The organism is Salinicola sp. DM10, assembly GCF_017306975.2.
Lineage (GTDB): Bacteria > Pseudomonadota > Gammaproteobacteria > Pseudomonadales > Halomonadaceae > Salinicola.
Genome location: NZ_JAFLEN020000001.1, coordinates 1204440 through 1227996, shown reverse-complemented (window position 1 = coordinate 1227996; position 23557 = coordinate 1204440). Strand labels below are relative to the sequence as shown.

20 protein-coding genes are annotated in these 23557 nt (G+C 67.1%); 5 read left to right on the top strand and 15 right to left on the bottom strand.

The window, feature by feature from the left end:
* Positions 1-73: 73 nt before the first annotated feature.
* Positions 74-694, bottom strand: a complete 621-nt coding sequence (locus J0A90_RS05435) for a hypothetical protein (protein ID WP_207032079.1) — start codon at positions 692-694, stop codon at positions 74-76.
* Positions 695-842: 148 nt separating this feature from the next.
* Here J0A90_RS05435 and J0A90_RS05430 point away from each other — a divergent pair, with 148 nt between their 5' ends.
* The 4 genes from J0A90_RS05430 to J0A90_RS05415 all read left to right on the top strand — a co-directional run bounded on the left by J0A90_RS05430 (position 843) and on the right by J0A90_RS05415 (position 7295).
* Positions 843-1718 (top strand): ATP-binding protein, encoded by an 876-nt coding sequence (locus J0A90_RS05430; protein WP_207032076.1) that lies wholly within the window; start codon positions 843-845, stop codon positions 1716-1718.
* Positions 1719-1803: 85 nt separating this feature from the next.
* Positions 1804-5289 (top strand): ATP-binding protein, encoded by a 3486-nt coding sequence (locus J0A90_RS05425; RefSeq protein ID WP_207032074.1) that lies wholly within the window; start codon positions 1804-1806, stop codon positions 5287-5289.
* Between the two features lies 1 nt (position 5290).
* Entirely contained in the window at positions 5291-5680 is a 390-nt protein-coding gene (locus J0A90_RS05420; protein WP_207032072.1) for a response regulator, read from the top strand.
* Positions 5670-7295, top strand: coding sequence for a diguanylate cyclase (locus J0A90_RS05415; RefSeq protein ID WP_207032070.1), 1626 nt, complete (start codon positions 5670-5672; stop codon positions 7293-7295). The genes J0A90_RS05420 and J0A90_RS05415 overlap by 11 nt, the downstream gene beginning before the upstream one ends.
* 35 nt (positions 7296-7330) lie before the next feature.
* On the opposite strand, the gene der is transcribed toward J0A90_RS05415, so the two are convergent.
* The 13 genes from der to J0A90_RS05350 form a co-directional block, all read right to left on the bottom strand.
* Positions 7331-8734, bottom strand: a complete 1404-nt coding sequence (gene der, locus J0A90_RS05410) for a ribosome biogenesis GTPase Der (protein ID WP_035469833.1) — start codon at positions 8732-8734, stop codon at positions 7331-7333.
* A gap of 235 nt (positions 8735-8969) precedes the next feature.
* The gene (gene bamB, locus J0A90_RS05405) at positions 8970-10130 is read right to left on the bottom strand and encodes an outer membrane protein assembly factor BamB (protein ID WP_207032054.1); all 1161 of its coding nucleotides are present in this window, start codon (positions 10128-10130) and stop codon (positions 8970-8972) included.
* Positions 10127-10786, bottom strand: coding sequence for a tetratricopeptide repeat protein (locus J0A90_RS05400; RefSeq protein WP_207032052.1), 660 nt, complete (start codon positions 10784-10786; stop codon positions 10127-10129). The genes bamB and J0A90_RS05400 overlap by 4 nt, the downstream gene beginning before the upstream one ends.
* A 79-nt stretch (positions 10787-10865) precedes the next feature.
* Positions 10866-12155, bottom strand: a complete 1290-nt coding sequence (gene hisS, locus J0A90_RS05395) for a histidine--tRNA ligase (protein WP_207032049.1) — start codon at positions 12153-12155, stop codon at positions 10866-10868.
* 76 nt (positions 12156-12231) lie between these two features.
* Positions 12232-13347: a flavodoxin-dependent (E)-4-hydroxy-3-methylbut-2-enyl-diphosphate synthase gene (gene ispG / locus J0A90_RS05390; protein WP_035469843.1), complete on the bottom strand. Its 1116-nt coding sequence runs from the start codon at positions 13345-13347 to the stop codon at positions 12232-12234.
* Between the two features lie 8 nt (positions 13348-13355).
* Positions 13356-14438 (bottom strand): RodZ domain-containing protein, encoded by a 1083-nt coding sequence (locus J0A90_RS05385; protein ID WP_207032047.1) that lies wholly within the window; start codon positions 14436-14438, stop codon positions 13356-13358.
* 37 nt (positions 14439-14475) lie between these two features.
* Positions 14476-15213, bottom strand: coding sequence for a type IV pilus biogenesis/stability protein PilW (pilW, locus tag J0A90_RS05380; protein WP_207032045.1), 738 nt, complete (start codon positions 15211-15213; stop codon positions 14476-14478).
* A gap of 160 nt (positions 15214-15373) precedes the next feature.
* Positions 15374-16507 carry a 23S rRNA (adenine(2503)-C(2))-methyltransferase RlmN gene (rlmN, locus tag J0A90_RS05375; RefSeq protein WP_035469849.1) on the bottom strand — a complete coding sequence of 378 codons (1134 nt, stop codon included), beginning with the start codon at positions 16505-16507 and terminating at the stop codon, positions 15374-15376.
* A gap of 82 nt (positions 16508-16589) precedes the next feature.
* A complete protein-coding gene (gene ndk, locus J0A90_RS05370; RefSeq protein WP_035469851.1) occupies positions 16590-17018 on the bottom strand; it encodes a nucleoside-diphosphate kinase in 429 nt (142 codons plus the stop codon).
* Between the two features lie 286 nt (positions 17019-17304).
* Positions 17305-17631 carry an iron-sulfur cluster assembly accessory protein gene (locus tag J0A90_RS05365; RefSeq protein ID WP_035469853.1) on the bottom strand — a complete coding sequence of 109 codons (327 nt, stop codon included), beginning with the start codon at positions 17629-17631 and terminating at the stop codon, positions 17305-17307.
* A 26-nt stretch (positions 17632-17657) separates the two neighbouring features.
* Positions 17658-18845 (bottom strand): aminotransferase class V-fold PLP-dependent enzyme, encoded by a 1188-nt coding sequence (locus J0A90_RS05360; protein WP_207032042.1) that lies wholly within the window; start codon positions 18843-18845, stop codon positions 17658-17660.
* Positions 18846-19076: 231 nt separating this feature from the next.
* Positions 19077-19562, bottom strand: coding sequence for a Fe-S cluster assembly transcriptional regulator IscR (gene iscR, locus J0A90_RS05355; protein WP_051895539.1), 486 nt, complete (start codon positions 19560-19562; stop codon positions 19077-19079).
* 121 nt (positions 19563-19683) lie between these two features.
* Positions 19684-20478, bottom strand: a complete 795-nt coding sequence (locus J0A90_RS05350; protein ID WP_207033619.1) for an RNA methyltransferase — start codon at positions 20476-20478, stop codon at positions 19684-19686.
* Positions 20479-20724: 246 nt separating this feature from the next.
* On the opposite strand from J0A90_RS05350, the gene J0A90_RS05345 reads away from it, so the two are divergent.
* On the top strand, positions 20725-21519 hold the full coding sequence (locus J0A90_RS05345; protein ID WP_035469855.1) for an inositol monophosphatase family protein: 795 nt from the start codon (positions 20725-20727) through the stop codon (positions 21517-21519).
* 167 nt (positions 21520-21686) lie between these two features.
* Here J0A90_RS05345 and J0A90_RS05340 read toward each other — a convergent pair whose 3' ends face one another.
* Positions 21687-23528 carry an autotransporter domain-containing protein gene (locus J0A90_RS05340; protein ID WP_207032040.1) on the bottom strand — a complete coding sequence of 614 codons (1842 nt, stop codon included), beginning with the start codon at positions 23526-23528 and terminating at the stop codon, positions 21687-21689.
* Positions 23529-23557: the final 29 nt, after the last annotated feature.

Below are 23557 nucleotides of genomic sequence, written 5' to 3'. Positions count from 1 at the left end.
TACCCGGCCTGCCCGGGCGGTCAACCGGGGCGCATTCCGGGCGTCGAGCACCGCTCACTGGCCGGCTCCGGCGTCAAGGCGTGGGCGCTGGGGCGGTCTCGGCGCTGGTCTGCGTGCCGACATCGAGTTGCACGGTCGGGGCAGAGACCACCCGTGCCAGCGCCGGCGGCAGTGCCGGGGTCAGGCTGAGGTGGCTGCCCGGCGGCAGCTCGCCGCTGGCGCTGAGGCGGCGTGCCAGATCGAGCAGCGCGGCGACCTTCTGCTCGCGGCTGGACAGGGCGTCGATGCCGCGCGGTTCCAGCGCCGCCGGCAGCGTCACCGTGGTGGTCTCACCCGCGTGCAGCGGCACCGGCTGATCGAATTCGCCGGCGACCGGCTCTGCCCCGGGCACCTGGAGTTCCCAGGCAAAGCCCTGGAGTTCGAGCGACGGCACGTTGGCGGGCAGCGAGAGCGCCAGCGGCAGATCGACGTTCACCGGCAGCCCGGCCAGGGCCAGCCCCGAGCTCAGCAGGCTCAGCTCGTCGATGCCTTCTAGGCCGGGAGCGAAGTGGTAGTTGCCGATACGTACGTTATCGACGCCGAGCGAGGAGAGCGCGATACGTCCGAGCAGGACACCGACCTGGGGCAGGGCGAGACAGCCGCCGAGCAGGGAGACCATCAGCACAGCGCAGGCAAGGCGGATACGAGACGTCATCGTCTCTCCTCGGAGGGAGTCAGGGGGAAAACGAGCCCGGACTCGACTGGACCCGACGGCGCGCGCGGCACAAGATACGCCCATCGTGGCGATTGGCAATCCCCCGCCAGCGCCTGACGTGCGATATCGACCCGAGGAGACCCGAAAGATGGATGGAGAGCTGGCCCAACGGCTGAGCCGACTGCTGGAACGTGTCGAGGCGTGGCTACCCGAGCAGCCCCCGGCGGTGGACTGGACCCGTGACGTGGCCGCGCTGTGGCAGTCGCATCCGCTGGGCGGCCAACTGGTGCCGGTGGCGCCGCGGGATGCGGTGGGGCTCGACGACCTGATCGGCGTGGAACGCCAGAAGCGGGCGCTGGTCGACAACACCCGCGCCTTCCTGCAGGGGCGCCCGGCCAACCACGCGCTGCTGTGGGGCGCACGCGGCAGCGGCAAGTCGTCGATGGTGCGTGCGCTGCTCAACAGCCTGGCCGGCGAGGGGCTGCGCCTGATCCAGGTCGACCGCCACGATCTGGTCGCGCTGCCGGTGCTGGTCCAGCGCCTGCGCGATCACCAGCATCGCTTCGTGGTCTACTGCGACGATCTCTCCTTCGAGGGCAGCGACGACGCCTACAAGGCGCTCAAGAGCGTGCTCGACGGCACCCTGACCGGGCCGCCGGAGAATGTGCTGCTCTACGCTACCTCCAACCGTCGCCATCTGCTGCCGGAGTCGATGGCCGACAATCAGCAGACCCAACTGGTCGACGGCGAGCTGCATCACGGTGATGCGGTGGAGGAGAAGATCTCGCTCTCCGACCGCTTCGGGCTGTGGCTGGCGTTTCATCCCTTCGACCAGCAGGCCTATCTCGAGGCGTGCCGCCACTGGGTCGAGCATCTCGGTGGCGCCGAGAGTTGGGGCGAGGCGGCGCAAGCGGAGGCTAAGCGCTACGCCACCCTGCGCGGGGTGCGCAGCGGACGTGCGGCGTGGCAATTCGCCTGTCAGTGGGTAGGAACGCAGGCTATTCGGCCCATGCAATATCAATAGAATACGATATTCTTCTCGAGGAGCGTTCCTCTGGTCAAAAGGTATGAGGTTCGCGCTCATACCTTTGCTGCTCGAGAGGATTCGCGTGAAAGTCCTACGTCTGCCCCTGCTGCTCATTTTCCTGGGTAGCCTACTGCTGGCGCTGTTCTTCGGCTGGATGCTGGTCCAGGCACTGCATAACGACCGTGAGGCGTTCCGGCGCGATCTGGCGTTCCAGTCGAAGGAGCAGGGCATCACCGTGAGTGCTGCCCGCGCCGGGCTCGAGCGCCGCGTGCAAGTGCTCGCCAATACTCTGGCCGCCGATCCGGTGATCCGCAACCTGCTGCTGCAGGCGGCGCGCGAGATGCCGGCCTCGCCGGCGCGCAATGCGATGTTGCGCGATCGCCTGCGGGCCAATCTTCAGCCCTACTGGGAGGCGCTGCGCGAGAGCGGGGCGCTGGAGCTCAATCTGTTCCTCCCCGATGCCAACGACATCGACCCGCTGGTGAGCATGGATCCACCCGACACGCACGAGCAGCATACGGGTGACAGCGACTATCTACTAAGCCGGGCGCAGCACATGCGCACGGTGGTCTTCGGCATCGAGTTCGACGGCCAGCGCGCCACTACCGGTGGGGTAGCTCCCGTGCTGCATCCTGACGAAGGGCGTGACGGGCCGCTGGTCGGTCTGCTCGAGGTGGAGTTCGGCGTCGTGCCCAACGTCGAAGCCTTGTCGCACCAGTTGGAAAGCGGGGTCGCCATTCTCCTTCGCGCCGGTGGCGACGATGCCACGCCACGCTGGCGCGTAAGCGAGAGTTCCGCTGGGCCGATCGCGCAGTGGCTGGACCAGCAGCAGGCGCCTCGCGTTGCGACGCAGAGCGCCTGGCGCGTGGTCAAGGGTGACGACGGCCGCGGCTATCTGCTCACCCTGGTGCCGCTGAGCCAGGCCGGTGACGTCATGCAGCGCCCGGTCACCGCGGTGGCGATCTGGAAGGATATCTCGCAGCAGCTTGAGCAGCGCGACGAGCTGGTCATGGCCACCTGGCTGCGCTGGGGGCTGGCCTGGCTGATCGCCGAAGCCTGTCTGCTGCTGCTGCTGTGGGGCACGCGTCGGGTCACGCGTGAGACCATGCTCGCCCACCAGCAGCGCCTGGAGCAGCAGAAGCGCTCGCTGGTCGGGCTCAACCATAGCCTCGAGGCGCAGAAGGAGGCGCTGCAGACGCTCAACGATATCGCTGCGCTGCAGGAAACCTCCTTTCCGTTGCTGGTTGAGCGCGCACTCCAGGCGGGGGCGGCGCATCTCGACATGCCGTACGCGATCGCCAACCGGATCGATGGCGACGATTACATCATCCAGGCCGCCTACTCTCCGGACGATCGCTTCGCGCGCGGGCAGGTGCTCAAGACCAGCGATACCTTCTGCAGCGCGGTGGTGGCGCGCAGCGACGTGGTGGCATTCACCGACGCCGACACCGAGGGCTGGAACGACCACCGCTGCCGCCTGCTGTTCGGGCTCAAGAGCTATATCGGCGCACCGATCTGGGTCCACGGCCAGCGCTTCGGCGCGCTCGCCTTCAGCAGCGAGCAAATCCGCGGTCGGCCGTTCGACGAGGCCGACCGCGAGTTCGTGCGCCTGCTGGCGCGCTGGGTCGGGGCGACCCTGATGCGCTGGCAGGAGGTCGAGGCGCGTGACGAGATCGCCAAGCGCCTGGCCAAGATCGCCTCCCAGATCCCCGGGCTGATCTATCAGTATCATCAGGATCTCGATGGACGCCCCTCGTTTCCTTATGCCAGCGAGGCGATACGTACCTATTACGGCGTCACGCCGGAGGAGGCCAAGCTCGATGCGACGCAGGTCTTCGAGCATATCGTGCCGGAAGACATGGAGCGGCTGCTGACGTCGATCAGCGAGTCGGAGAAGAATCTGACGCCATGGCACTGCGAGTATCGGGTGCAGCAAGCCAATGGCGAGATCATCTGGCTGTCGGGTCAGTCGATCCCCGAGCGCGAGGCGGATGGCAGCACCACCTGGCATGGCTTCCTGCACGATGTCACCGAGCGCAAGCGCAGCGAGCGCCTGAAGACCGAGTTCATCTCCACGGTGAGCCACGAGCTGCGCACGCCCTTGACCTCGATCTCCGGCTCGCTGGGGCTGATCCAGGGCGGTGCCCTGGGTACGCCGCCGGAGAGCATGCGCTCGATGCTGAGCGTGGCCCACAGCAACGCCCAGCGCCTGATCATGCTGATCAACGACCTGCTCGACATGGAGAAGCTGGTCGCCGGCAAGATGACGTTCCAGATGCAGGAACAGCCGCTGATGCCGCTGATCGATCAGGCGATCGAGGCCAATCAGGCCTACGCCGATCAGTTCAAGGTGCACTATGTGGTCACCGAGCGCCTGGACGAGGCCGAGGTCAACATCGATGCCATGCGGCTGCAGCAGGTGCTGAGCAATCTGCTCTCCAACGCCGCCAAGTTCTCGCCCCCCGACATGCAGGTCGAGGTGCGCGTGGAGGCGGTCGGTGAGCGGGTGCGGGTCAGTGTGATCGACCACGGCCCGGGCATCCCCGAGGCGTTCCACGAGCGTATTTTCCAGAAGTTCTCCCAGGCCGACGGTTCGAGCACGCGCAAGCAGGGCGGCACCGGGCTGGGCCTGGCGATCACCCGGGAGCTGGTCGAGCGCATGCGCGGCTCGATCAGCTTCTTCTCCGAGGAGGGCCAGGGGGCCTGCTTCTTCTTCGAGCTACCGCGTCTGGTGCGTCCGGATGCCGCCGAGCGTTCGGCGCTGGCCGAGCGCCTGGCGGGGCAGGCGGAGGAGGGCGGGAGCGCTGCGGGGACACGCCTGCTGATCGTCGAGGACGATCCGGATACCGCCCTGCTGCTGGCGATCCTGATTCGGCGCTGGGGCTATCAGGCCGAGGTCGCGCACACCCTGGAGGAGGCGCTAGGCTGGATCGAGCGGCGCAGCTTCGATGCCATCACCCTCGATCTGATGCTGCCCGATGGCAGCGGCCTGAGCCTGCTGCGCCAGCTGCGTGAGCAGCCGGAGACGCGCGACCTGCCGGTGCTGGTGGTGTCGGCGATCGCCGGCGAAGGGCAGCTGGAGATTGGCGGGCAGCTCAACGCCGTCGACTGGCTGGCCAAACCGTTCGATGAGCGACGCCTGGCGCATGCGCTCAAGGGCTCGCTGAAGGGGCGTCCGCAGCGCGAGCGCATCATGCACGTGGAGAGCGATGCCGAGCTGACCCGCCGCGTGGCCGGTCAGATCGCGGCGAGCATGACGCTGGACGTGGCGCGCTCGGTGGCCGAGGCGCGCTATCTGCTCGACAGCAACGACTACGGCCTGATCTCACTCGATCTGACCGGAAATCATGGGCCTGGCTGGGAGATCATCCCGCTGCTGAGCCAGTTGCCGCATCATCCGGCGGTGATCATTCTCTCCGAGCAGACCTTGGCACCGAACCTGCTCGGCCGGATCGATACCGCCATCGCGCGCCCGGGGCTCTCCGCCGAGGAGCTGCGTGAAGCCTTCGACCGCCAGCTGCAGGGTCGCCGCCGCGATGATGACAAAGACACGCAAGGAGATAGCTGAGATGCAAGCGTTACACCGGGTTCTGCACGTCGAGGACGACCCGTCGATCCAAGAGGTGGCACGGATCGCGCTGGAGGTGGTCGGCGGCATGGAGGTCGCCAGCTGCGACAATGGCCAGTCGGCGCTGGAAAAGGCCGCCGAATGGCAGCCGGACCTGATCCTGCTGGACGTGATGATGCCCGGTATCGATGGCCCCACCACCCTGGCGCGACTGCGCGAGCAGGACGCCACGCGGGAGATCCCGGTGATCTTCATGACCGCCAAGGTGCAGCCCAGCGAGATCGAGCATTACCGCAGCATCGGCGGGCTGGACGTGGTGATCAAGCCGTTCGATCCGATGACGTTGGCGAGCCAGCTACGCGAGATCTGGGAGCGCACGGATGAGCGATGAGGACGTCCAGGCGCGGCTGGCGGCACTGCGTGTGCAGTACGCCGAGCGCCTCGGCAACGACCTGCAGACGCTGATCGCCCAGGCGCGCGAACTCGCCGCACGCCAGCGCAGCGTCGAGCCCGCGGCGCTGGAGACGCTGCGCCAGGGGCTGCACCGGATTGCCGGCTCCGCCGGCACCTTCGGCTATCCGGCGCTGGGGCGGGAAGCGCGTGAGATGGAGCTGTGGGTGCAGACCGTGTTGGAGACCGCGGTGGCGCCGACGTCGCCCATGCTCAGCGCGCTCAACGACCGCCTCTGCGATAGCTATCGCGTGCTTACCGATACTCAGGTGCCAGCGCTGGCCGAACCCCATGCCAGCCATGCCGCGGGGGGAGAGGAGCGCCCGGTGCGGGTAGGTGTCATGAGCCAGGATGCCAGCGACGTGCTGGAGCAGGCGTTGAGCGGCTTCGGCTATGCCTGCCGGCGCTTGGCGACCCCGAGCGAGTGGCGCGAGTGGCAGCCCGACGTGGCGGTGATCGATACCGCCTCGCTGAGTCCGGCGAGGTGGCAGGCATGCACCGCGGCGGTGCCCGGCGCCCGGCGTATCCTGCTCAGCGCCGATGGCGGCTTCGACGCCCGGCTGCAAGCGGTGCGCGACGGTGCCGACGGCTTCTTCACCCATCCGGTGGACGTGCCGGCGCTGGAGCGACGTCTGCGCCATCTGGTCAGCCAGCCACAGCAGGATCCCTACCGCGTGCTGATCGTCGACGACGACACCGAGCTGGCCGAGCACTTCCGCCTGACGCTGAAGATCGCCGGCATCGAGTCGCGGGTGATCGAACACCCGCGTGACGTGCTGCGTGGTCTGCGTGAATTCGTCCCCGACCTGGTGCTGATCGACATCAACATGCCGGGCTGTTCGGGCCCGGAACTGGCGCGTCTGATTCGCTTCGACGACGACTGGCTGCGCATTCCGCTGATCTATCTCTCGGCCGAGTCCGATGCCCAGCGCCAGGCCCAGGCACTGGCCCAGGCGGGTGACGACTTCCTGGTCAAGCCGATCTCCGACGTGGCGCTGACCGCGGCGGTGACCGCACGCGCCCAGCGCTCGCGCCAGCTGAGCCAGGCGCTGGCCCGTGACGGCCTGACCGGGCTGATCAAGCACCCGGCGATCAAGGAGCTGATCGAGATCGAGCAGTCACGCACCCAGCGCAGCGGCGCCGAGGCGTGCGTGGTGATGATCGATATCGACCGCTTCAAGACGATCAACGACACCTATGGTCACGGCACCGGCGACTACGTGATCCGCCTGCTCGCCAACCTGCTGCGCCAGCGCCTGCGTCGGGTCGACCATATCGGCCGCTATGGGGGGGAGGAGTTCGTCGCCGTATTGCCGGCATGCTCGCTGGATAACGCGCGCGAAGCGATCGAACGTATCCGCGAGAGTTTCGCTCAGCTCGAGTGCGTGGCGGGGCAGGCGGTGTTCCATGCCACCTTCAGTGCCGGCGTGGCCAGTACCCTTGACTGGACCGACGCCGGCGCGCTGCTGGAGGCCGCCGATCGCGCCATGTACGACGCCAAGCAGGGCGGACGCAATCAGGTGCGGGTGGCGCGGGACGCCACACCACAGACCTGAGCACGCTGCCGTTGGGTGCCTGCCTCCAGGGCACTTCAGCGGCGGTTCTTGCGCGCTTCCTTGGTTCGGCTGAGCTGACGCGCGCGCGCCTTCTCGCGATCGTTGGCGTCAGCGTGCTTGTCGTAGGGGTTGTCGCCGGAGCGGAACTCAAAGCGGATCGGCGTACCCCGCACCTTGAGCACCTTGCGGAAGGTATTGGTGAGATAGCGCTTGTAGGCTTCCGGCAGCGCCGACGTCTGGTTGCCATGGACGACGATGATCGGCGGGTTGCTGCCACCCTGGTGGGCCATGCGCAGCTTGATCCGACGACCATTGATCAGCGGCGGCTGGTGCTCGCTGACCGCGTCCTGCAGCAGGGTGGTCAGGCGGTTGGTCGACCAGTGGCTGTTGGCGCTGGCGAAGGCCTTGTCGACCGACTTGTAGAGATCGCCCACGCCGGTGCCGTGCAGTGCCGAGATGAAGTGCAGATCGGCGTAGTCGGCGAAGCCGAGGCGGCGCTTGATGTCCGCGCGCATCTTCTCACGCGCTTCCTGCTCCAGACCATCCCACTTGTTCACCGCCAGCACCAGCGCGCGGCCGCTCGACAGCACGTAGTCGAGCAGGTGCAGATCCTGTTCGACCAGGCCGCTGCGGGCGTCGAGCACCATGATCGCGACATGGCACTCCTTGATCGCCTCGAGGGTCTTGACGATCGAGAACTTCTCGGCGGTGAGGGTGACGTTCTTGCGTCGCCGGATACCCGCGGTATCGACCAACACGTAGGGCTTGCCGCGGCGCTCGAAGGGGATCTCGATGGCATCGCGGGTGGTGCCGGCCTCGTCGAACACCACCACGCGGTCTTCGCCCAGCATGCGGTTGACCAGGGTCGACTTGCCCACGTTGGGGCGGCCGATCACACCGATGTGCACCCCCGGGTGGCCACCCTGCGGGCCGGCCAGCGGATCGCGGGCGGGGAAGGGCTCGAGCACTTCGTCGATCAGCGTGGTGACATTGCGCCCGTGGGAGGCGGCGATCGGCCGCGGGTCGCCGAGGCCCAGACCCCAGAAGTCGGCCATGCCGATCTGTTCGTCGAGGCCGTCGGTCTTGTTGACCACCAGCCAGGTCTTCTTCTGGTTCACCCGCAGGTGATTGGCGATGGCCTGATCCGCCGGCATCAGCCCGGCGCGGGCGTCGACCAGGAACAGCACGATATCGGCTTCGTCGATGGCGGTGAGCGACTGCTCCGCCATGGCGGCGTCGATGCCTTGCTCATCGCCACTGATACCACCGGTATCGATGACGGTGTAGGCCTTGTCGCCGAGCTGGCCGTTACCGTACTTGCGGTCTCGGGTGAGGCCGGGGAAATCGGCCACCAGGGCGTCGCGCGAGCGCGTCAGGCGATTGAACAGCGTCGACTTGCCGACATTGGGGCGGCCAACCAGGGCGATAACGGGGGTCATGGCGATTCGCAAACGAGCAGCGGGAGAATGGCGCCGACGCGGGAAGAGCGCCGACGACGTCAGGGTATGGGCGAGGATGAAAGCGCACCAGCCTCGCGTTCTGGCGCGATTCTAGCATACACCGCCGCTGGGCACAGACCACGATCCTTCACCGGCGTGTGCCGGATCTCGCCAGGCCCCAGACGACGACGGCCCCGCCTAGGCGGGGCCGTCGTCAAGACGCAGAGTGCGCGTCTCAGGGCTTGACGGTCTTGAGGTCGTAGGCGACCAGACGGCCGTCGTTGGCGTAGACGTAGAGACGCTTGTCGCCGGTCAGCAGTGGCAGGGTGATGCCGCTGCCGCTGACATGGACGCGCCCGCTCATCTCGCCGGTGGTGGCATCGAGCAGGTGCACGTAGCCCTCGTAGTCGCCCACGGCGATATTGCCGTCGACGAAGGCGGGCGAGGTCAGCCAGCGCCCTTCGAGGGTGTCGGCGTCCCACATCACGCGGCCGGAGTCGGCTTCGATGGCGAGCACGTGGCTGGCGGCATTGACCGTGAACAGGTAGTTGCCCACCACCAGCGGAGTCAGGTAGCTCGACTCCTTGCGCTCCCACAGCACCTTGCCGGAGGTCGCTTCGAGCGCCACGAGACGGCCGTTGTAGCTGGTCACGAACAGGCGACCGTCGCGGGTCAGCACCGGCTGGCCGTCGAGATCGACCAGCTGATCGACTTCGGTACGGCCCTGGGGCACAGCGACACGCATGTCCCACAGCGGCTGGCCGCTACGGTTGTCGAGGGTGACCAGGCGACCGTTGGCGAAGCCGGCGAAGGTGACCGGCTCGATGGTCCGCGGCGTGCCGGTGCCACGCAGAGTCAGCGCCGGGATCGCGCTGGAGTAGACCCACTTTTCCTGACCATCGGCTCGGTCGAGGGCGGTCACCGCGCCGTCGACGCTCTGCGCGATCACCAACTGACTGTTGACCTGGGGCGGTGCCAGCACCTCGCTGGAGACCCGCGAACGCCAGGCGATGCTGCCGTCGGTGCGGTCCACCGCCAGCACTTCGCCGTTGCGGGTGCCCAGATAGAGGCGGCCGGGGTCGGCGCCGATGCCGCTGGAGATCGGCGTGCCGAGCTCCACTTCCCACTGGGTGTCACCGCTGTCGGTGTCGATCGCGCGCAGATCGCCGGTCTGGTCGACGGCGTAGATCGTGCCGCCATCGACCAGCGGGGTCAGCGGATACTGGGCGCGGCCCAGACCTTCGCCGATGTCCTGGCTCCAGCGCTCGTCGAGTTCGACGGTGGCGGGGAAGTCCTTGAGCTCCTTGGGCGGATACTGGGGTTCGACGCTACCGGCGCAGCCGGCCAGCAGGGTCGCGGTCAGCCCCAGGGGCAGCAGTAGGCGGGTCAGTTTCATGGGGTAGCGTCCTTTGCACCGAGGTCGTCGAGCTTGAGCTGAAGGCCGTAGAGCGTCTGATCCGACGCCTGCGCCAGGTTCTGCGCTTCCTGATACGCCTGACGGGCGTCGTCGTCGCGGTCGAGGGCGACGAAGGCGTCACCGCGTACCGCCTGGCGCTGCGCCTCGAGCGCTTCGGGGAAACTGCCGTCGAGGGTCTTCAAGGCGCTGTCGGCGTCCTTGGCGGCGATCTGCAGGCGCGCCAGTTCGAGCTTGGCCAGCCCCTGCATGTAGGGGCGGTCGCTGTCGGCGATCACCGGTTCGAGCGCCTTCCGGGCGCGGGCGTCGTCGTTGCCGCCCACCGCCAGCTTGGCCTCGATCAGGCCAGCGAGATCGGCATAGAGCGTGCCGGCGTGATCGCTTTCGAGCTTGTCGGCCAGCTCGAAGGCCTGGGCGCGCGCCTTGTCATCGGGGCTATCGCTGGCAGCGATGGCGATGAGCTGCTGATAGGTCACCGAGGCCTCGGCGGACTGGTTCTCCTGATGGCGCTGCCAGGCGTGCCAGCCCAGCACCAGCGCTACGGCGACGACGATGCCGACCAGCAGCGCGGTGCCGTTGGACTTCCACCACTCCTTGATCGCATCCAGCTGTTCTTCTTCGCTTCTCAGCTCCGCCACGGGCGGTCTCCTTACACTGTGTGACTCGGCGCCCGCTCAATCAGGCGCGCTATCGATGCCGTCTGGGCTTTTCCTGGCATCACGCCTCGCCGACGATGTGCTCGGCGAGCCAGGCGATGGCCGCGTCCTGGTCCAGGGTCTGCTGCTCGCCGTCATCGCGCAGCGGCTTGAGGGTCAGACGGCCGTTGGCGATCTCGTCCTCGCCCAGGATCAGCGCGACCCGGGCGCCGCTGCGGTCGGCGCGCCGGATCTGGCTCTTGAAGCTGCCGCCGCCGCAGTGTACCTGAAGGCGCAGCCCCGGCAGAGTGTCGCGCATGCGCTCGCCCAGCAGCAGCGCCTGGCGCTCGGCGCCGTCGCCCATCGCCAGCAGGTAGGCGTCGACACCGCCCATGGCTTCGTCGGGGATCAGGTCAAGGGTCTCCAGCAGCAGCATCAGGCGTTCGAGGCCGATGGCGAAGCCCACCGCCGGCACGGCCTTACCGCCGAGCTGCTCGACCAGTCCATCGTAGCGGCCGCCGCCACACACCGTGCCCTGGCTGCCCAGCGCCGTGGTGGTCCACTCGAACACGGTGCGCGAGTAGTAGTCGAGCCCGCGCACCAGGCGCGGATTGAGACGGTAGCCGATACCGGCGGCGTCCAGGGTCGCCTTGAGCTGCTCGAAGTGCTCGCGCGACTCGTCGTCGAGATGATCGAAGAGCTGCGGGGCACCGGCGAGCATCTCGGCCATGTCCGGGTTCTTGGAGTCGAGAATGCGCAGCGGGTTGCTGGTCAGGCGCCGCTGTGAATCTTCGTCGAGCACCTCGCGATGGGCCTCGAAGTAGGCCACCAGGGCCTCGCGGTAGCGCGCCCGGGCCTCGGGCGAGCCCAGCGAGTTGAGTTCGAGGGTGACGTGCTCGGACATGTCCAGCTGGCGCCACAGACGCGCCGAGAGCAAGATGATCTCGGCGTCGATATCCGGCCCGGTCATGCCGTAGGCTTCGATACCGATCTGGTGGAACTGGCGATAGCGCCCCTTCTGCGGCCGCTCGTAGCGGAACATCGGGCCCATGTACCAGAGCCGCTGGGTCTGGTTGTGCAGAAGGCCGTGCTCCATCGCCGCGCGCACCACCGCCGCGGTGTTCTCCGGGCGCAGGGTCAGGCTCTCGCCGTTGCGGTCGTCGAAGGTGTACATCTCCTTCTCGACCACGTCGGTGGCTTCGCCGATCGAGCGTGCGAACAGACCGGTCTGCTCGACGATCGGGGTACGAATCTCGCGGTAGTCGTAACGCGCCACCAGCGCGCGCAACTGGCGTTCCAGGTACTGCCACGCGGGCGACTGATCCGGCAGTAGATCGTTCATGCCGCGGATGGCTTGTATCTTGTTGCTCAACTGACACTCCTGCCTAAAGGAAAGCGCCGCGGACTCCCGGCCCGCCGGCGCTGGATGGTTCTTCGAGGGAAAGGGTTCAGGCCCCGCGGGCGATCACAGCCTCGTCGCGCGCTTCCTTCTCCTTGGCCTTGGCCCGGATCAGCGCTTCGAGATCGTCGACCAGATGGTCGTTGCGCAGCTTGCTCGCCGGCTTGCCGTCGATATAGACCAGGTTGGCGGGGCTGCCGCCGGTGAGCCCGATATCGCTCTCCTTGGCCTCGCCCGGGCCGTTGACCACGCAGCCGATCACCGAAACGTCGAGCGGGGTCATGATGTCATCGAGGCGCTCCTCGAGGGCATTCATGGTGCCGATCACGTCGAAGTTCTGGCGCGAGCAGCTGGGGCAGGCGATGAAGTTGATGCCCTTGGAGCGTAGCCGCAGGCTCTTGAGCATGTCGTAGCCTACCTTGATCTCCTCCACCGGATCGGCGGCCAGCGAGACCCGGATGGTGTCGCCGATGCCATCCATCAGCAACATGCCCAGGCCGATCGAGGACTTGACCGTACCCGAGCGCAGCCCGCCCGCCTCGGTGATGCCCAGGTGCAGCGGCTGCTCGATCTGAGTCGCCAACTGGCGGTAGGCCGCCACCGCCATGAACACGTCGCTGGCCTTGACGCTGACCTTGAAGTCGGGGAAGTCGAGCCGGTCGAGGTGATCGATATGGCGCATGGCGGATTCGACCAGCGCTTCCGGCGTCGGTTCGCCGTACTTCTTCTGCAGGTCTTTCTCCAGCGAGCCGGCGTTGACGCCGATACGGATCGGGATGCCATTGTCGCGGGCAGCGCTGACCACCGCCTGCACCCGCTCCTCGCGGCCGATGTTGCCGGGGTTGATGCGCAGACAGTCGACGCCCAGTTCGGCCACGCGCAGGGCGATCTTGTAGTCGAAGTGGATGTCGGCGACCAGCGGCACGCTGACCCGACGCTTGATCTTGCCGAACGCCTCGGCGGCGTCCATGTCCGGCACCGAGACGCGCACGATATCGGCGCCGGCCACCTGCAGGCGCTCGATCTGTGCGACCGTGGCATCGACATCGAGGGTGTCGGTGTTGGTCATGCTCTGCACGGAGATGGGGGCACCGCCGCCGACGGCGACGTTGCCGACATGGATCTGACGCGAGAGGCGGCGGGTGATCGGAGAGTGCATGTGCATGGTGCTTCTCAGTCTCCCAGCGTGAAGCGGGCGACGTTGTTGCCGCCGGTGTATTGGCCAAGGTCGACCGTCCGGCCGCGGTAGCGCAGCGAGACACCGCTGGCGTTGCCGATGGTCAGACGGAAGGGCGGTTTGCCGCTGGCAGTCGCCTGACTGCCGGCGGACTGCAGACCGCTGAAGATACGCTTGTCGGTGGCGTCGTAGATCTCGGTCCACGACTGCTGGTTGAAGGTCAGCGAGAGCGTGTTGACGTCGGCGCTGGGCGTGCTCTGGGCGCTCTCGTCGCTGGACGCGGCGGCGGTATCGGCACTCTGGCCCGCAGCGTTTTGATCGCTAGCGCCCTGGGTGTCCGTGCCCTGGGTGTTCGTGCCCTGGGTGTTCGTGCCGGTGCTCGCGCCAGCGGTCTGGGCACTGGCGGCGACCGACTGCGCCTCACGCTCGTCGGCAGTCGGCGGCGTGCTGTCGCTGGTCGGCGCGGCGCCGGTGTCGCCGGCGGTGTCGGCAGCGGCCGGGGTGTCGGCGGCCGTGGGCATCGGCGGCAGTGCGGTATCGCTGTTGGGGGCGAGCTGGGTGCCGGTATCGGCGGCCGGTGCGGCGTCGCTCGTGCCGTCGAGGGAGTCGACCGCGATCGGCGCGTCGTCGCTGGCGCCACCGAACAGATCGTTGCCCTCGCGGCTCTGCCACCACACCAGTGTGAGCCCGATCAGCGCGGCGATCACCAGCAGCGTGAACAGCCTAATGACCCAGGCGCCGACGCGTGACGGCGGCCGCGTGGTATTCACCGGCGAGAGCTTGCGCTCGATGTCGGACTGGCCGTGGGCGGCGTTGTAGGCGCTCACCACCTGGCGCTCGTTCATGCCCAGCAGGCGCGCGTAGGCGCGTACGTAGCCGCGGCGGTAAGCGGCGATGGGGACCTGCTCGAAGTTGTCCTGCTCCAGCCCTTCGACCACGCTGGGTCGCAGGTTGAGCTGCAGCGCCACCTCGTCGAGGCTGAGTCCCTGGCGTTCACGTTCTGCCCGCAGCATCTTGCCGGCGGACTCGGCGTGGGTGCTGTGCTCGCTCTCTTGCTGCTGTTCGTCGATGGCGCTCATGCGCGAAAATCCTTCTGCATTCTAGGGTCCATGCGCCTCAGGAACCGCTCAGCTGTTGACGGTAGAAGGCCGCCCGCGTCGAATCGCCCTGGGCACTGGCGATATCGCTCGCCAGGCGCAGGCTCTCGGGGCTGGTGCCGGCCACGGTGAAGTAACGCTGCAAGCGTTCCCAGGCGCGTTCGTTATTACCCTGCGTATGATCGATGCGTGCCAGGGCGAGCAGGCTGCGCGCGTTGCGCGGATCGATGTCCAGCGCGCGACGATAGCTCGCCTGCGCCGCCTGGGCATCGCCCGTCATGTCCTGACACTGGCCCAGATTCGCGAACAGCTGGGCGCGTTTGGTATAGGTGATATCGCGGCTGGCCAGCGTCAGCTGCTGGCACGCCTGCGCATAGCGCTCGCGCTGATAGAGTAGCGCGGCGTAGTTGTTGCGGATACGGGTGGCATCGGGCGCCGCTGCCAGCGCGCGCTCGAAGAAACGCGCGGCGAGATCGAATTCACGCTGGCGTTGGTAGAGCAGTGCCAGGCCTTCCAGCGCCTCGGCGTCACGCGCATCCAGGGTGAGCGCGTGTTCCAGCGCCTGCTGGGCGCGTGGCAGATTGTCTTCGGCCAGGTACGCCTTGCCCAAGCGAGTATAGGCGGCGGCCGCATCGCTCTTGTTCTCGGCGCGCGGTGCATTGGAGGCCACCGGCGTGGCACAGCCGCTGATCAGGCACGCCAGGCCCACGGCGATAGCGACAGCGCGTACCGGTGGTGGACAGAATTGGCGGCTCATTGACGGCTCTCCCGCAGCTCGGACACGCGTTGCGTGCTGGCCTTGTTACGAACGGCTGAAAACAAAGCGGTTTTGGGGCTCCCATCAAAGCGCCGCACCGGATCGAAGTCAAGGCGGCGAGGGTGCGATCGGCACCGGATGGGGGCGCAGCGGAACCGATTCAGTCGGCGTCGAGCTGGATCGACTGAATGTAGCGTTCGTGGCGCTTGGTCCGATCCTTGACCCGGCCGACCAGCTGGCCGCAGGCGGCGTCGATGTCGTCACCACGGGTCGAGCGTACCGGCGCGGTATAGCCCAGGTCGTAGAGCCAGCGCTGGAAGCGCATGACCTGATTGCGCGACGGGGTCTCGTAGCCCGAGTGCGGGAACGGATTGAACGGAATCAGGTTGATCTTGCACGGCAGCTCGTCGAGCAGCTTGGCCAGCTGTTCGGCGTGCGCCTGCTGGTCGTTGACGTCCTTGATCAAGGTGTACTCGATGGTGATGTGGCGGGTGTCGCCGCACTTGTCGAGGTAACGCTTGCAGGCGTCGAGCAGCTTGCGAATGTTGTACTTGCGGTTGAGCGGCACCAGCTCGTTGCGCAGCTCGTCGTTGGCTGCGTGCAGCGAGATCGCCAGGCTCACGTCGAGTTCGTCGCCGAGCTTGTCGATCATCGGTACCACGCCAGAGGTGGAGAGCGTGACCCGGCGCTTGGACAGACCGTAGGCGTTGTCGTCGAGCATCAGCTTCATCGACGGCACTACGTTGTCGTAGTTGAGCAGCGGTTCGCCCATGCCCATCATCACCACGTTGGTGATCGCGCGGCGACCGTCGGCGGCGCTCATGCGCCCGCCGGCACGCTGCTGGGCGACCCACACCTGGCCAATGATCTCGGCGCTGGTGAGGTTGCGCTGGAAACCCTGCTTACCGGTGGAACAGAAGCTGCAGTCGAGCGAGCAGCCCACCTGGGACGAGACGCACAGCGTGCGGCGCGTGCCGTTGTCGGCGGGGATCAGCACGGTCTCGACGTAGCTGCCGTCCTCGACCTCGAGCACCCACTTGCGGGTACCATCGCTGGAGGTGCCTTCGTAGACCACACCCGGGCCGCGGATCTCGGCGTGTTCGGCCAGGCGTGCACGCAGCGGCTTCGACAGATTGGTCATCGACTCGAAATCGTCGCAGCCTTCCTGGTGGATCCATTTCATGACCTGGGCGGCGCGAAACTTCTTCTCGCCCAGCGAGACGAAGAAGGCTTCCATCTGTTCGCGGGAGAGACCCAGAAGATTGGTACGCGGGGTGTCAGTGGCAGCGCTCATGGCAACGGGACCGGCTCGAGAATGGCGGGGTGTCCGGGGGACGCGGGCGACGACCGGCCGCAGCGGCCGGTCGTCTGGCGAATCAGCCGCGCGGGCAGATTTCGCTCTCTTCGAAGAAGTAGCTGATTTCGCGCGCGGCGGATTCGGCGGCGTCGGAGCCGTGTACCGCGTTGGCGTCGATGGAGGTGGCGAAGTCGGCGCGGATGGTGCCCGGCTCGGCTTCTTTCGGGTTGGTGGCACCCATCAGCTCGCGGTTCTTGGCCACGGCGCCTTCACCTTCGAGGACCTGGACCATGACCGGACCGGAAGTCATGAACGCGACCAGGTCGGCAAAGAAACCGCGCTCTTTGTGCTCGGCGTAGAAGCCTTCCGCCTGCGCCTGGGAGAGGTGCAGCATCTTGGCTGCGACGATGCGCAGGCCGGCTTTCTCGAAACGGCTGTAGATGTCGCCGATCGCGTTCTTGGCAACGGCATCGGGCTTGATGATGGACAGCGTGCGCTCGGTAGCCATGTGTTCGGTCTCCTGATCAGTAGAGAAAGGTGGAACCGGCCGCGGTGGCGGCCGGGTATCCGGTTGGGATAGATGAAACGACGCGCCACCGAAGTGGCGCGTCGTCAAAAACGGTTTCGGCCAGGCGCTTTCTACCTCGACACGCTGGACTCTGGGAGAAGGGGCCGAAAAATCGCGCCATTGTAGCCTAAGCATCCGGGGGACGCACCCCGGCTGCTCGCTGCTGTCAGACACTGAAGCATCCGTTCAAACGCTGAAGCTTCCGTTCACACGCTGAAGCTCTCTTTTACACGCTGAAGCTTTCGCCGCAACCACACTCGTCGGTGACATTGGGGTTGTTGAAGCGGAAGAAGCGGTTGAGTCCTTCGTTGACGTAGTCGACCTCGGTGCCGTCGAGGATCGCCAGCGCCTCGCGGTCGACCAGCACCTTGACCCCGCGCTCCTCGAAGGCGATCTCGTCGTCGCGCGCTTCGTCGGCGATATCGAGGACGTAACTGTAGCCGGAGCAGCCGCTCGGCTTGACCGCCACCCGCAGCCCCAGGCCGCTGCCGCGCTCGGCGAGCACGTGGCGGATCTGGTTGGCGGCGGCTTCACTGATGCTGATGCTTTGCATGGCTGTCTCTCCCTGCTCGTGGCGAGTCAATGGCTCGCCTCGCGTTGATGCATGGCGGCACTGGCCGGTTGGCGCAGGCCGTCTAGCGCGCGGCGGATCTCCGCCACGGCGTTGTCTATGTCGTCGGCGCGGGTGAAGCGGCCGAAACTGAAGCGGATCGATGCCAGCGCCTGGGCGTGGGGCACGCCGATCCCCTTGAGTACATAGGAGGGATCGACGCTGGCTGAGTTGCAGGCCGAGCCGGTGGAGACCGCAAGCCCGCGCAGCGCCATCAGCAGCGACTCGCCGTCGACCCCGTCGAAGGCGAGATTGACGATATTGGGCACGCTGTGCGCCGTCGGCGAATGATTGTGGATGCCCGCACAGGGCGCGAGCCCGTCGAGAAAGCGCTGGCGCAGCTCGCGCAGGCGGGCGTCGTCCTGCTCGCGCTCGTCGAGCGCCAGCGCAAAGGCGCTGCCCATGCCCACGATCTGGTGGGTGGGCAGGGTGCCGGAGCGCATGCCGCGCTCATGCCCACCGCCGTGGATCAGTGCCTCCACGCGCAGATTTGGGTCGCGGCGCACGTAGAGCGCGCCGATCCCCTTGGGGCCGTAGGCCTTGTGCGCCGACAGCGACATCAGATCGACCCCCATGGCGGTGACGTCGAGCGCCAGGCGCCCCGCGGCCTGGGCCGCATCGCTGTGGAAGAAGGCGCCGTGGGCATGGGCGACTTCGGCCAGGGCGGCGATATCGTTGACGCTGCCGAGCTCGTTGTTGACCGCCATCAGTGACACCAGCACGGTGTCATCGCGCATCGCCTCGCGCAGCGCCTGCGGGGAGATCAGGCCCTCGCGGGTCGGGGTCAGCCAGGTGACCTCGAAACCCTCGGTCTCCAGCGCCTTGGCCGTGTCGACCACCGCCTTGTGCTCGATGGTCGAGGTGATCAGATGGCGGCCGCGGGCGCGGTTGGCGCGCATCAGGCCGGTCAGAGCCAGGTTGTCGGCCTCGGTGGCGCCGGAGGTCCAGACGATCTCGCGCGGGTCGGCGCCGATCAGGTCGGCGACCTGACGGCGGGCCTGTTCCACCGCCTGCTCCGCCAGCCAGCCCGGCATATGGCTGCGCGAAGCGGGGTTGGCATAGACGCCGTCGAGCGTCAGATGACGCATCATCTGCTCGACCACGCGGGGGTCGGCAGGGGTGGTGGCGGCATAGTCGAGATAGATAGGAGCGCTCATGGCACGGCGAATCTCTACGTTCGGTCGGAGAGCTGAGGCGCTCCCCGTACTCAATATAAAGGCGCCTCTAGATCAAGGCGTAGCCAGATAAAGGCGTCTCTGGCGCTCAGTCGTGAAGTTTGTCCGTAAAGCTTGGTCGTGAAGCCTGTTCTAGCAGCTTAGACCTAAAGCATGGTCTTGAAGCTTGGTCTTGAAGCTGAGTCGTGACGCGTGACCTCGAAGCTTAGCCGCTCAGTGCGACGATACCGTGATCGTTGCCGGATCGTCCTGGCGCGAGGCCGGCGTCTGCCGCTGGCGTTCGGCGATCACCCGCACCTCCTCTCGGCGCACCAGCTCCTGCAGCGTGATGTCGCTGAGAAAGCGCTGGATCTCGTCGGAGAGATCGCACCATAGATGGTGGGTGATGCACTTGCTGCCCTGCTGGCAGTCGGCCTGGCCGTGGCAGCGGGTGGCGTCCACCGACTCGTTGACAGCGTCGATCACCCCGGCGACCGAGATCGCCTCGGAGGCGCGCGCCAGCCGATAGCCGCCGCCCGGACCGCGCACGCTGGTCACCAGCTGCGCCCGGCGCAGGCGTGCGAACAGCTGCTCGAGATAGGAGAGCGAAATGCCCTGGCGCTTGGAGATATCGGCCAGGCATACCGGTCCCTGATCGGCGTTGAGCGCCAGATCGAGCATGGCGGTGACGGCGTAGCGGCCCTTGGTGGTCAAACGCATTGGCGGAGTCGGCGGTCGCTGCAAAGATGCCGGCATTATGGAAAACCCGAGTAGAACGGTCAACCATTCCCCGCGGCGCCGCATCGCCCCGGCAGCCGTCGTGGTGAGGCCGCCGGCGTGCTCATTCGCTGTCGCGATTTGGAGATGGCGCGATCTCGCGCAGGCGCTTGTCCATGGTGCCGAGGATGCCGCGCAGGATGTTCATCTCCATGCTGTCGAGATGCGCGCGCAGGAACAGCCGGCGCAGACGGGCCATGAGCTGGCGCGGGTTCTCCGGGTCGTGGAATTCCAGCGTGGTCAGGGTGCGCTCCAGATGGGCGAAGAAACGCTCCATGTCGGCGTGGCTGGCCGGCGGGTTGTCCCAGGCCACGCCGAACGGCTGGGCGCTTTCGTCATCCGCGTCCGGGGCCGGTTCGCTGGCGCTGAGCCACGCCTGGCGGCACTCGTAGGCCAGTACCTGCACCGCCGCGGCGAGGTTGAGCGAGCTGAAGTCAGGGTTGGTGGGGATGTGCACGTGGCGATGGCAACGCTGCAGTTCGGCATTGGTGAGCCCGGTATCCTCGCGCCCGAACACCAGGGCGACCCGGCTCTGGCGCGGTGCCAGCGCTGCGGGCAGGCTCTCCGCCAGGGCGCGCGGGCCGATCAGCGGCCAGGGTAGGTGGCGTGAACGCGCGCTGGCGCCCACCACCAGGGTGCAGTCGGCGACCGCCTCCTCGAGCTGGTCATGGACGCGGGCGCCTTCCACCAGCGCGTTGGCGCCGGAGGCGCGGGAGTAGGCCTCGCGATCCTGGGGGTCGCAGCGCGGCGCCACCAGCGCCAGGTCGTCGAGCCCCATATTGCGCATGGCGCGGGCGGCCCCGCCGATATTGCCGGGGTGGCTGGTGCCGATCAAAACGATACGAATACGGTCGAGCATGCTGGAGGTATCGAACGTTGGTGTGTCGAACATGGGTGTGTCGGACATGGGTCTGTCGAGCCTGGGGGTGTCGAGTAGCGGGAGACCGAGCCCAGGGCTGGCGAGCATGAGCGCGTCGGCCATCGGGCGCAAAACGGGAAAACGCGTAGTCTATCATGCCCGTGCTCTGTTAGACTCTGCCGCGCTCTTTAACAGCTTTCGATCCCGCTCTCGATACCGTTTTCGATAGATACCAAGGCCAGATCCATGCATCCGATGGTTCAATTCGCGCTGCGTGCCGCACGTAGCGCCGCTGAACAGTTCGTTCGCATCCGCGACCGTCTCGAAGTCAGCCACGATGAGCAGGCCACCTCCGGTCTGCTGCAAGACACCGCGCGTAATGCCGAAACGCTGATCGTGCATCAGCTCTCCCGCGGTTACCCCAAACACGGCGTGTCCGGACGCTTCACCCCTTACCGCGAAGGCAAGGGCGAGGAGCGCGACACCGTATGGCACATCGAGCCCTTTCACGGCGAGTCCAATCTCGGCGTGGGCAGCCGCCAGTTCGCGATCTCGATGGTCTGTCTGGTCAAGGGTCGCCCCGAGCATGCGGTGATCGTTGCGCCGTTCAGCGATGACGAGTTCCTGATCAGTCGCGGTCGCGGTGCCCAGGGCAACGGCAAGCGCCTGCGCGTCTCCAAGACGGTCGGCGTGCCCGGGGCGCGTCTCGCGCTCTCCTGGCCCAGTGAAGAGTACCGCTCGCGCTGGCTGCCGCAGTATCTGACCGTAGTCGAGCGTCTCGGGCCGCAGATCGATACGCTGATCGGCAGTGGCTGTGCGCTGCTCGACCTGCTCGAGTTCGCCGCCGGACGTACCGATGCGGCCTTCGTGCTGGGTCTCGAGGAGCAGGATCACTGGGTCGGCTCGCTGCTGCTCAAGGAAGCCGGTGCGCTCTCTGGTGCCATCGACGGTTCGCCCAGCGTGGAAGTGGGCGGCACCCTGATGGCTGCCGGCCCACGCCTCTACAAGGCCCTGGCCCAGCAGTTGAAAGCGAGCGTCTGACGCCTCGGGCGTCACGCCCGCAGCGCATCAGGCGCTGCTGACATAGAGACACCCCGCCGGTTTCGCCGGCGGGGTGTCTTTGTTTATAGCTCGTGTTTATGGCTTGGGCTGCTGAAGGGCGGCCTGCGCTGTGCGGGAACGGGGCGCCTGAGAGGGCGCCCCGGCGCTCAGATACGCTTGCCCAGATTCACGAACAGCGTGCTGGTGCGCGCATTGTCGGGATCGACGCTGGCACCGACCTGGGTATCGACGCCCCAGAGCGTGGCACGCGCACCGAGGTTGACCTCGACATAGTCACGATCGAAGGTGAGCTTGGGCACGTGATACTCGCCCAGCTGCGGCAGGCTCTGCAGCGTCGCCGCGACCCCTTCGCTCTTTTCGAACTCGTGGTTGTAGGTGAGCTGCAGGTAGGGGTTGAGCGTCGGCCCGTGGCGGCGGATCTGCCAGCCGACCCGGCCCACCAGCGAGTCGATGTCCTGATCGGGATAGCTCAGCGAGGTCGACGCCTGGCCCTCTTCGTCATAGCCATCGAGCTTGACCCGCTGCCAGGTCACCCCGGCGATCGGCCCGGTGCGCACGTCGCCCTCGGGAATCGCGAAGGCGCTGAACTCGTAGCCGGCGTTGAGCGCGGCACTCAGATTGCTGCCGTCCGGCGAGCCGCGGTGGTGGCGGGTCGCGCTGCCCAGCTGCACTTCGCGATCGATGTCGTAGTCGAGCCAGCTGTAGCTCAACTGGGCGTTGACCCAGGCGCTTTCGGCATACCAGCCGGAGAAGAGACCGAGGGTGGTGTCCTTGCGCTGGAAGTTGCCGCGGCCGTCGCCGAAGTCGGCATCTTGATCGCCGTAGCCGACGAACCCGCCGAGTACCAGCCCGTCTTGATACCAGTCCACCCCGAACAGCCCTGCCGGCATGCTGGCGTCATACAGATCGCCGGAGTCGAGCTGCTGATGCTCGGCGCGTAGATCGCCCCACCAGCGCAGGCCGTTGGCCAGCGGCACCGCATTAAGATGCTCGGCGACCCGGTTGGCCCGCGAGCGCCCGCTGAGTACCGCCGAATGGGTCAGCAACTGCTGCTGCTGCGGGGCTTCTAGCAGCGAGATCACGTACTCGCCGATGATCCGATGGGTGGCGGTGGTGGGGTGAACGTCGTCGGCGAACACATAGCTTTCGTCGGCGCCGGGAGCGACCAGGGTATTGGGCGTACACAGCGGCAGCGTCTGGGTACAGGCGCGGTCGGTGACATTGGTGAAGCCGTAGGCGCTGGGGTCGGCGACCACCTCCTGCAGCAGACCGAAGGTATCCACCGGGATCACCTCGGCGCCGCTGGCAGCCACCGCGGCGTAGAGCGCGCTGTTGTACTGGCTCGCCAGCGCGGTGGCGGTCGCGCTGGTGACGGGGTCACCGTTGAAGCGCGGCGTCAGGCCGAAGTCGGGGATGTTGAACAGCAGCACATGGCGCGCGCCGGCACCTTCCAGTGTGGCGAGAATGCCCGCGGTGCCGGTGACCGCCGTGGTGATGGTGCTCTGGGCGTCGGCGCCGCCGGCCACCGCGAACAGATCGTTGGCGCCGCCCCAGACGGCGTAGAGCGCATCGCCATCGGCCACACCGCTGGTGCTGGCGAGATAGGTCGCGACCTGCTCGCTGAGGGCGGGTGCGGCGCCGAACGGGGTCGCGGCGGGTGTGGTCACCCGGGCGCCGCCGACGGCGTAGTCGTTGCCGCCGACATTGCTGGGCTGGGCGTTGCTGGCGTAGTGGCCGGCGACCCGCTCGGCCCATACCGGTCCGGGGTTGGTGGTGAAGCGGCCGATGAACGCCTGCTGGCTCGGCGTCAGCGAGAGCGCGCTGCCGATGGCGCCACGGTAGTAGCCGCTGTCGCTCAGGCTGTCGCCGAAGAAGACGGTATCGTCGAAGGTGTCATGGAAGCTGGAGACGGCCAGCGCCGGGAGCGGCAGGGCGCTGGCCCCGACGATCACCCCCAGCGCCAGTTGCCGAGAGCGCGGCATTGGCATGGTGTCGATCCCTTGTGAGCTGTTGTCAT

Excerpts from the sequence above, each read along its gene's own strand:
- J0A90_RS05435 (WP_207032079.1), bottom strand. The coding sequence starts at position 694 with ATGACGTCTCGTATCCGCCTTGCCTGCGCTGTGCTGATGGTCTCCCTG.
- J0A90_RS05430 (WP_207032076.1), top strand. The coding sequence starts at position 843 with ATGGATGGAGAGCTGGCCCAACGGCTGAGCCGACTGCTGGAACGTGTC.
- J0A90_RS05420 (WP_207032072.1), top strand. The coding sequence starts at position 5,291 with ATGCAAGCGTTACACCGGGTTCTGCACGTCGAGGACGACCCGTCGATC.
- J0A90_RS05415 (WP_207032070.1), top strand. The coding sequence starts at position 5,670 with ATGAGCGATGAGGACGTCCAGGCGCGGCTGGCGGCACTGCGTGTGCAG.
- der (WP_035469833.1), bottom strand. The coding sequence starts at position 8,734 with ATGACCCCCGTTATCGCCCTGGTTGGCCGCCCCAATGTCGGCAAGTCG.
- bamB (WP_207032054.1), bottom strand. The coding sequence starts at position 10,130 with ATGAAACTGACCCGCCTACTGCTGCCCCTGGGGCTGACCGCGACCCTG.
- ispG (WP_035469843.1), bottom strand. The coding sequence starts at position 13,347 with ATGCACATGCACTCTCCGATCACCCGCCGCCTCTCGCGTCAGATCCAT.
- J0A90_RS05385 (WP_207032047.1), bottom strand. The coding sequence starts at position 14,438 with ATGAGCGCCATCGACGAACAGCAGCAAGAGAGCGAGCACAGCACCCAC.
- pilW (WP_207032045.1), bottom strand. The coding sequence starts at position 15,213 with ATGAGCCGCCAATTCTGTCCACCACCGGTACGCGCTGTCGCTATCGCC.
- rlmN (WP_035469849.1), bottom strand. The coding sequence starts at position 16,507 with ATGAGCGCTGCCACTGACACCCCGCGTACCAATCTTCTGGGTCTCTCC.
- ndk (WP_035469851.1), bottom strand. The coding sequence starts at position 17,018 with ATGGCTACCGAGCGCACGCTGTCCATCATCAAGCCCGATGCCGTTGCC.
- J0A90_RS05365 (WP_035469853.1), bottom strand. The coding sequence starts at position 17,631 with ATGCAAAGCATCAGCATCAGTGAAGCCGCCGCCAACCAGATCCGCCAC.
- J0A90_RS05360 (WP_207032042.1), bottom strand. The coding sequence starts at position 18,845 with ATGAGCGCTCCTATCTATCTCGACTATGCCGCCACCACCCCTGCCGAC.
- iscR (WP_051895539.1), bottom strand. The coding sequence starts at position 19,562 with ATGCGTTTGACCACCAAGGGCCGCTACGCCGTCACCGCCATGCTCGAT.
- J0A90_RS05350 (WP_207033619.1), bottom strand. The coding sequence starts at position 20,478 with ATGCTCGACCGTATTCGTATCGTTTTGATCGGCACCAGCCACCCCGGC.
- J0A90_RS05345 (WP_035469855.1), top strand. The coding sequence starts at position 20,725 with ATGCATCCGATGGTTCAATTCGCGCTGCGTGCCGCACGTAGCGCCGCT.
- J0A90_RS05340 (WP_207032040.1), bottom strand. The coding sequence starts at position 23,528 with ATGCCAATGCCGCGCTCTCGGCAACTGGCGCTGGGGGTGATCGTCGGG.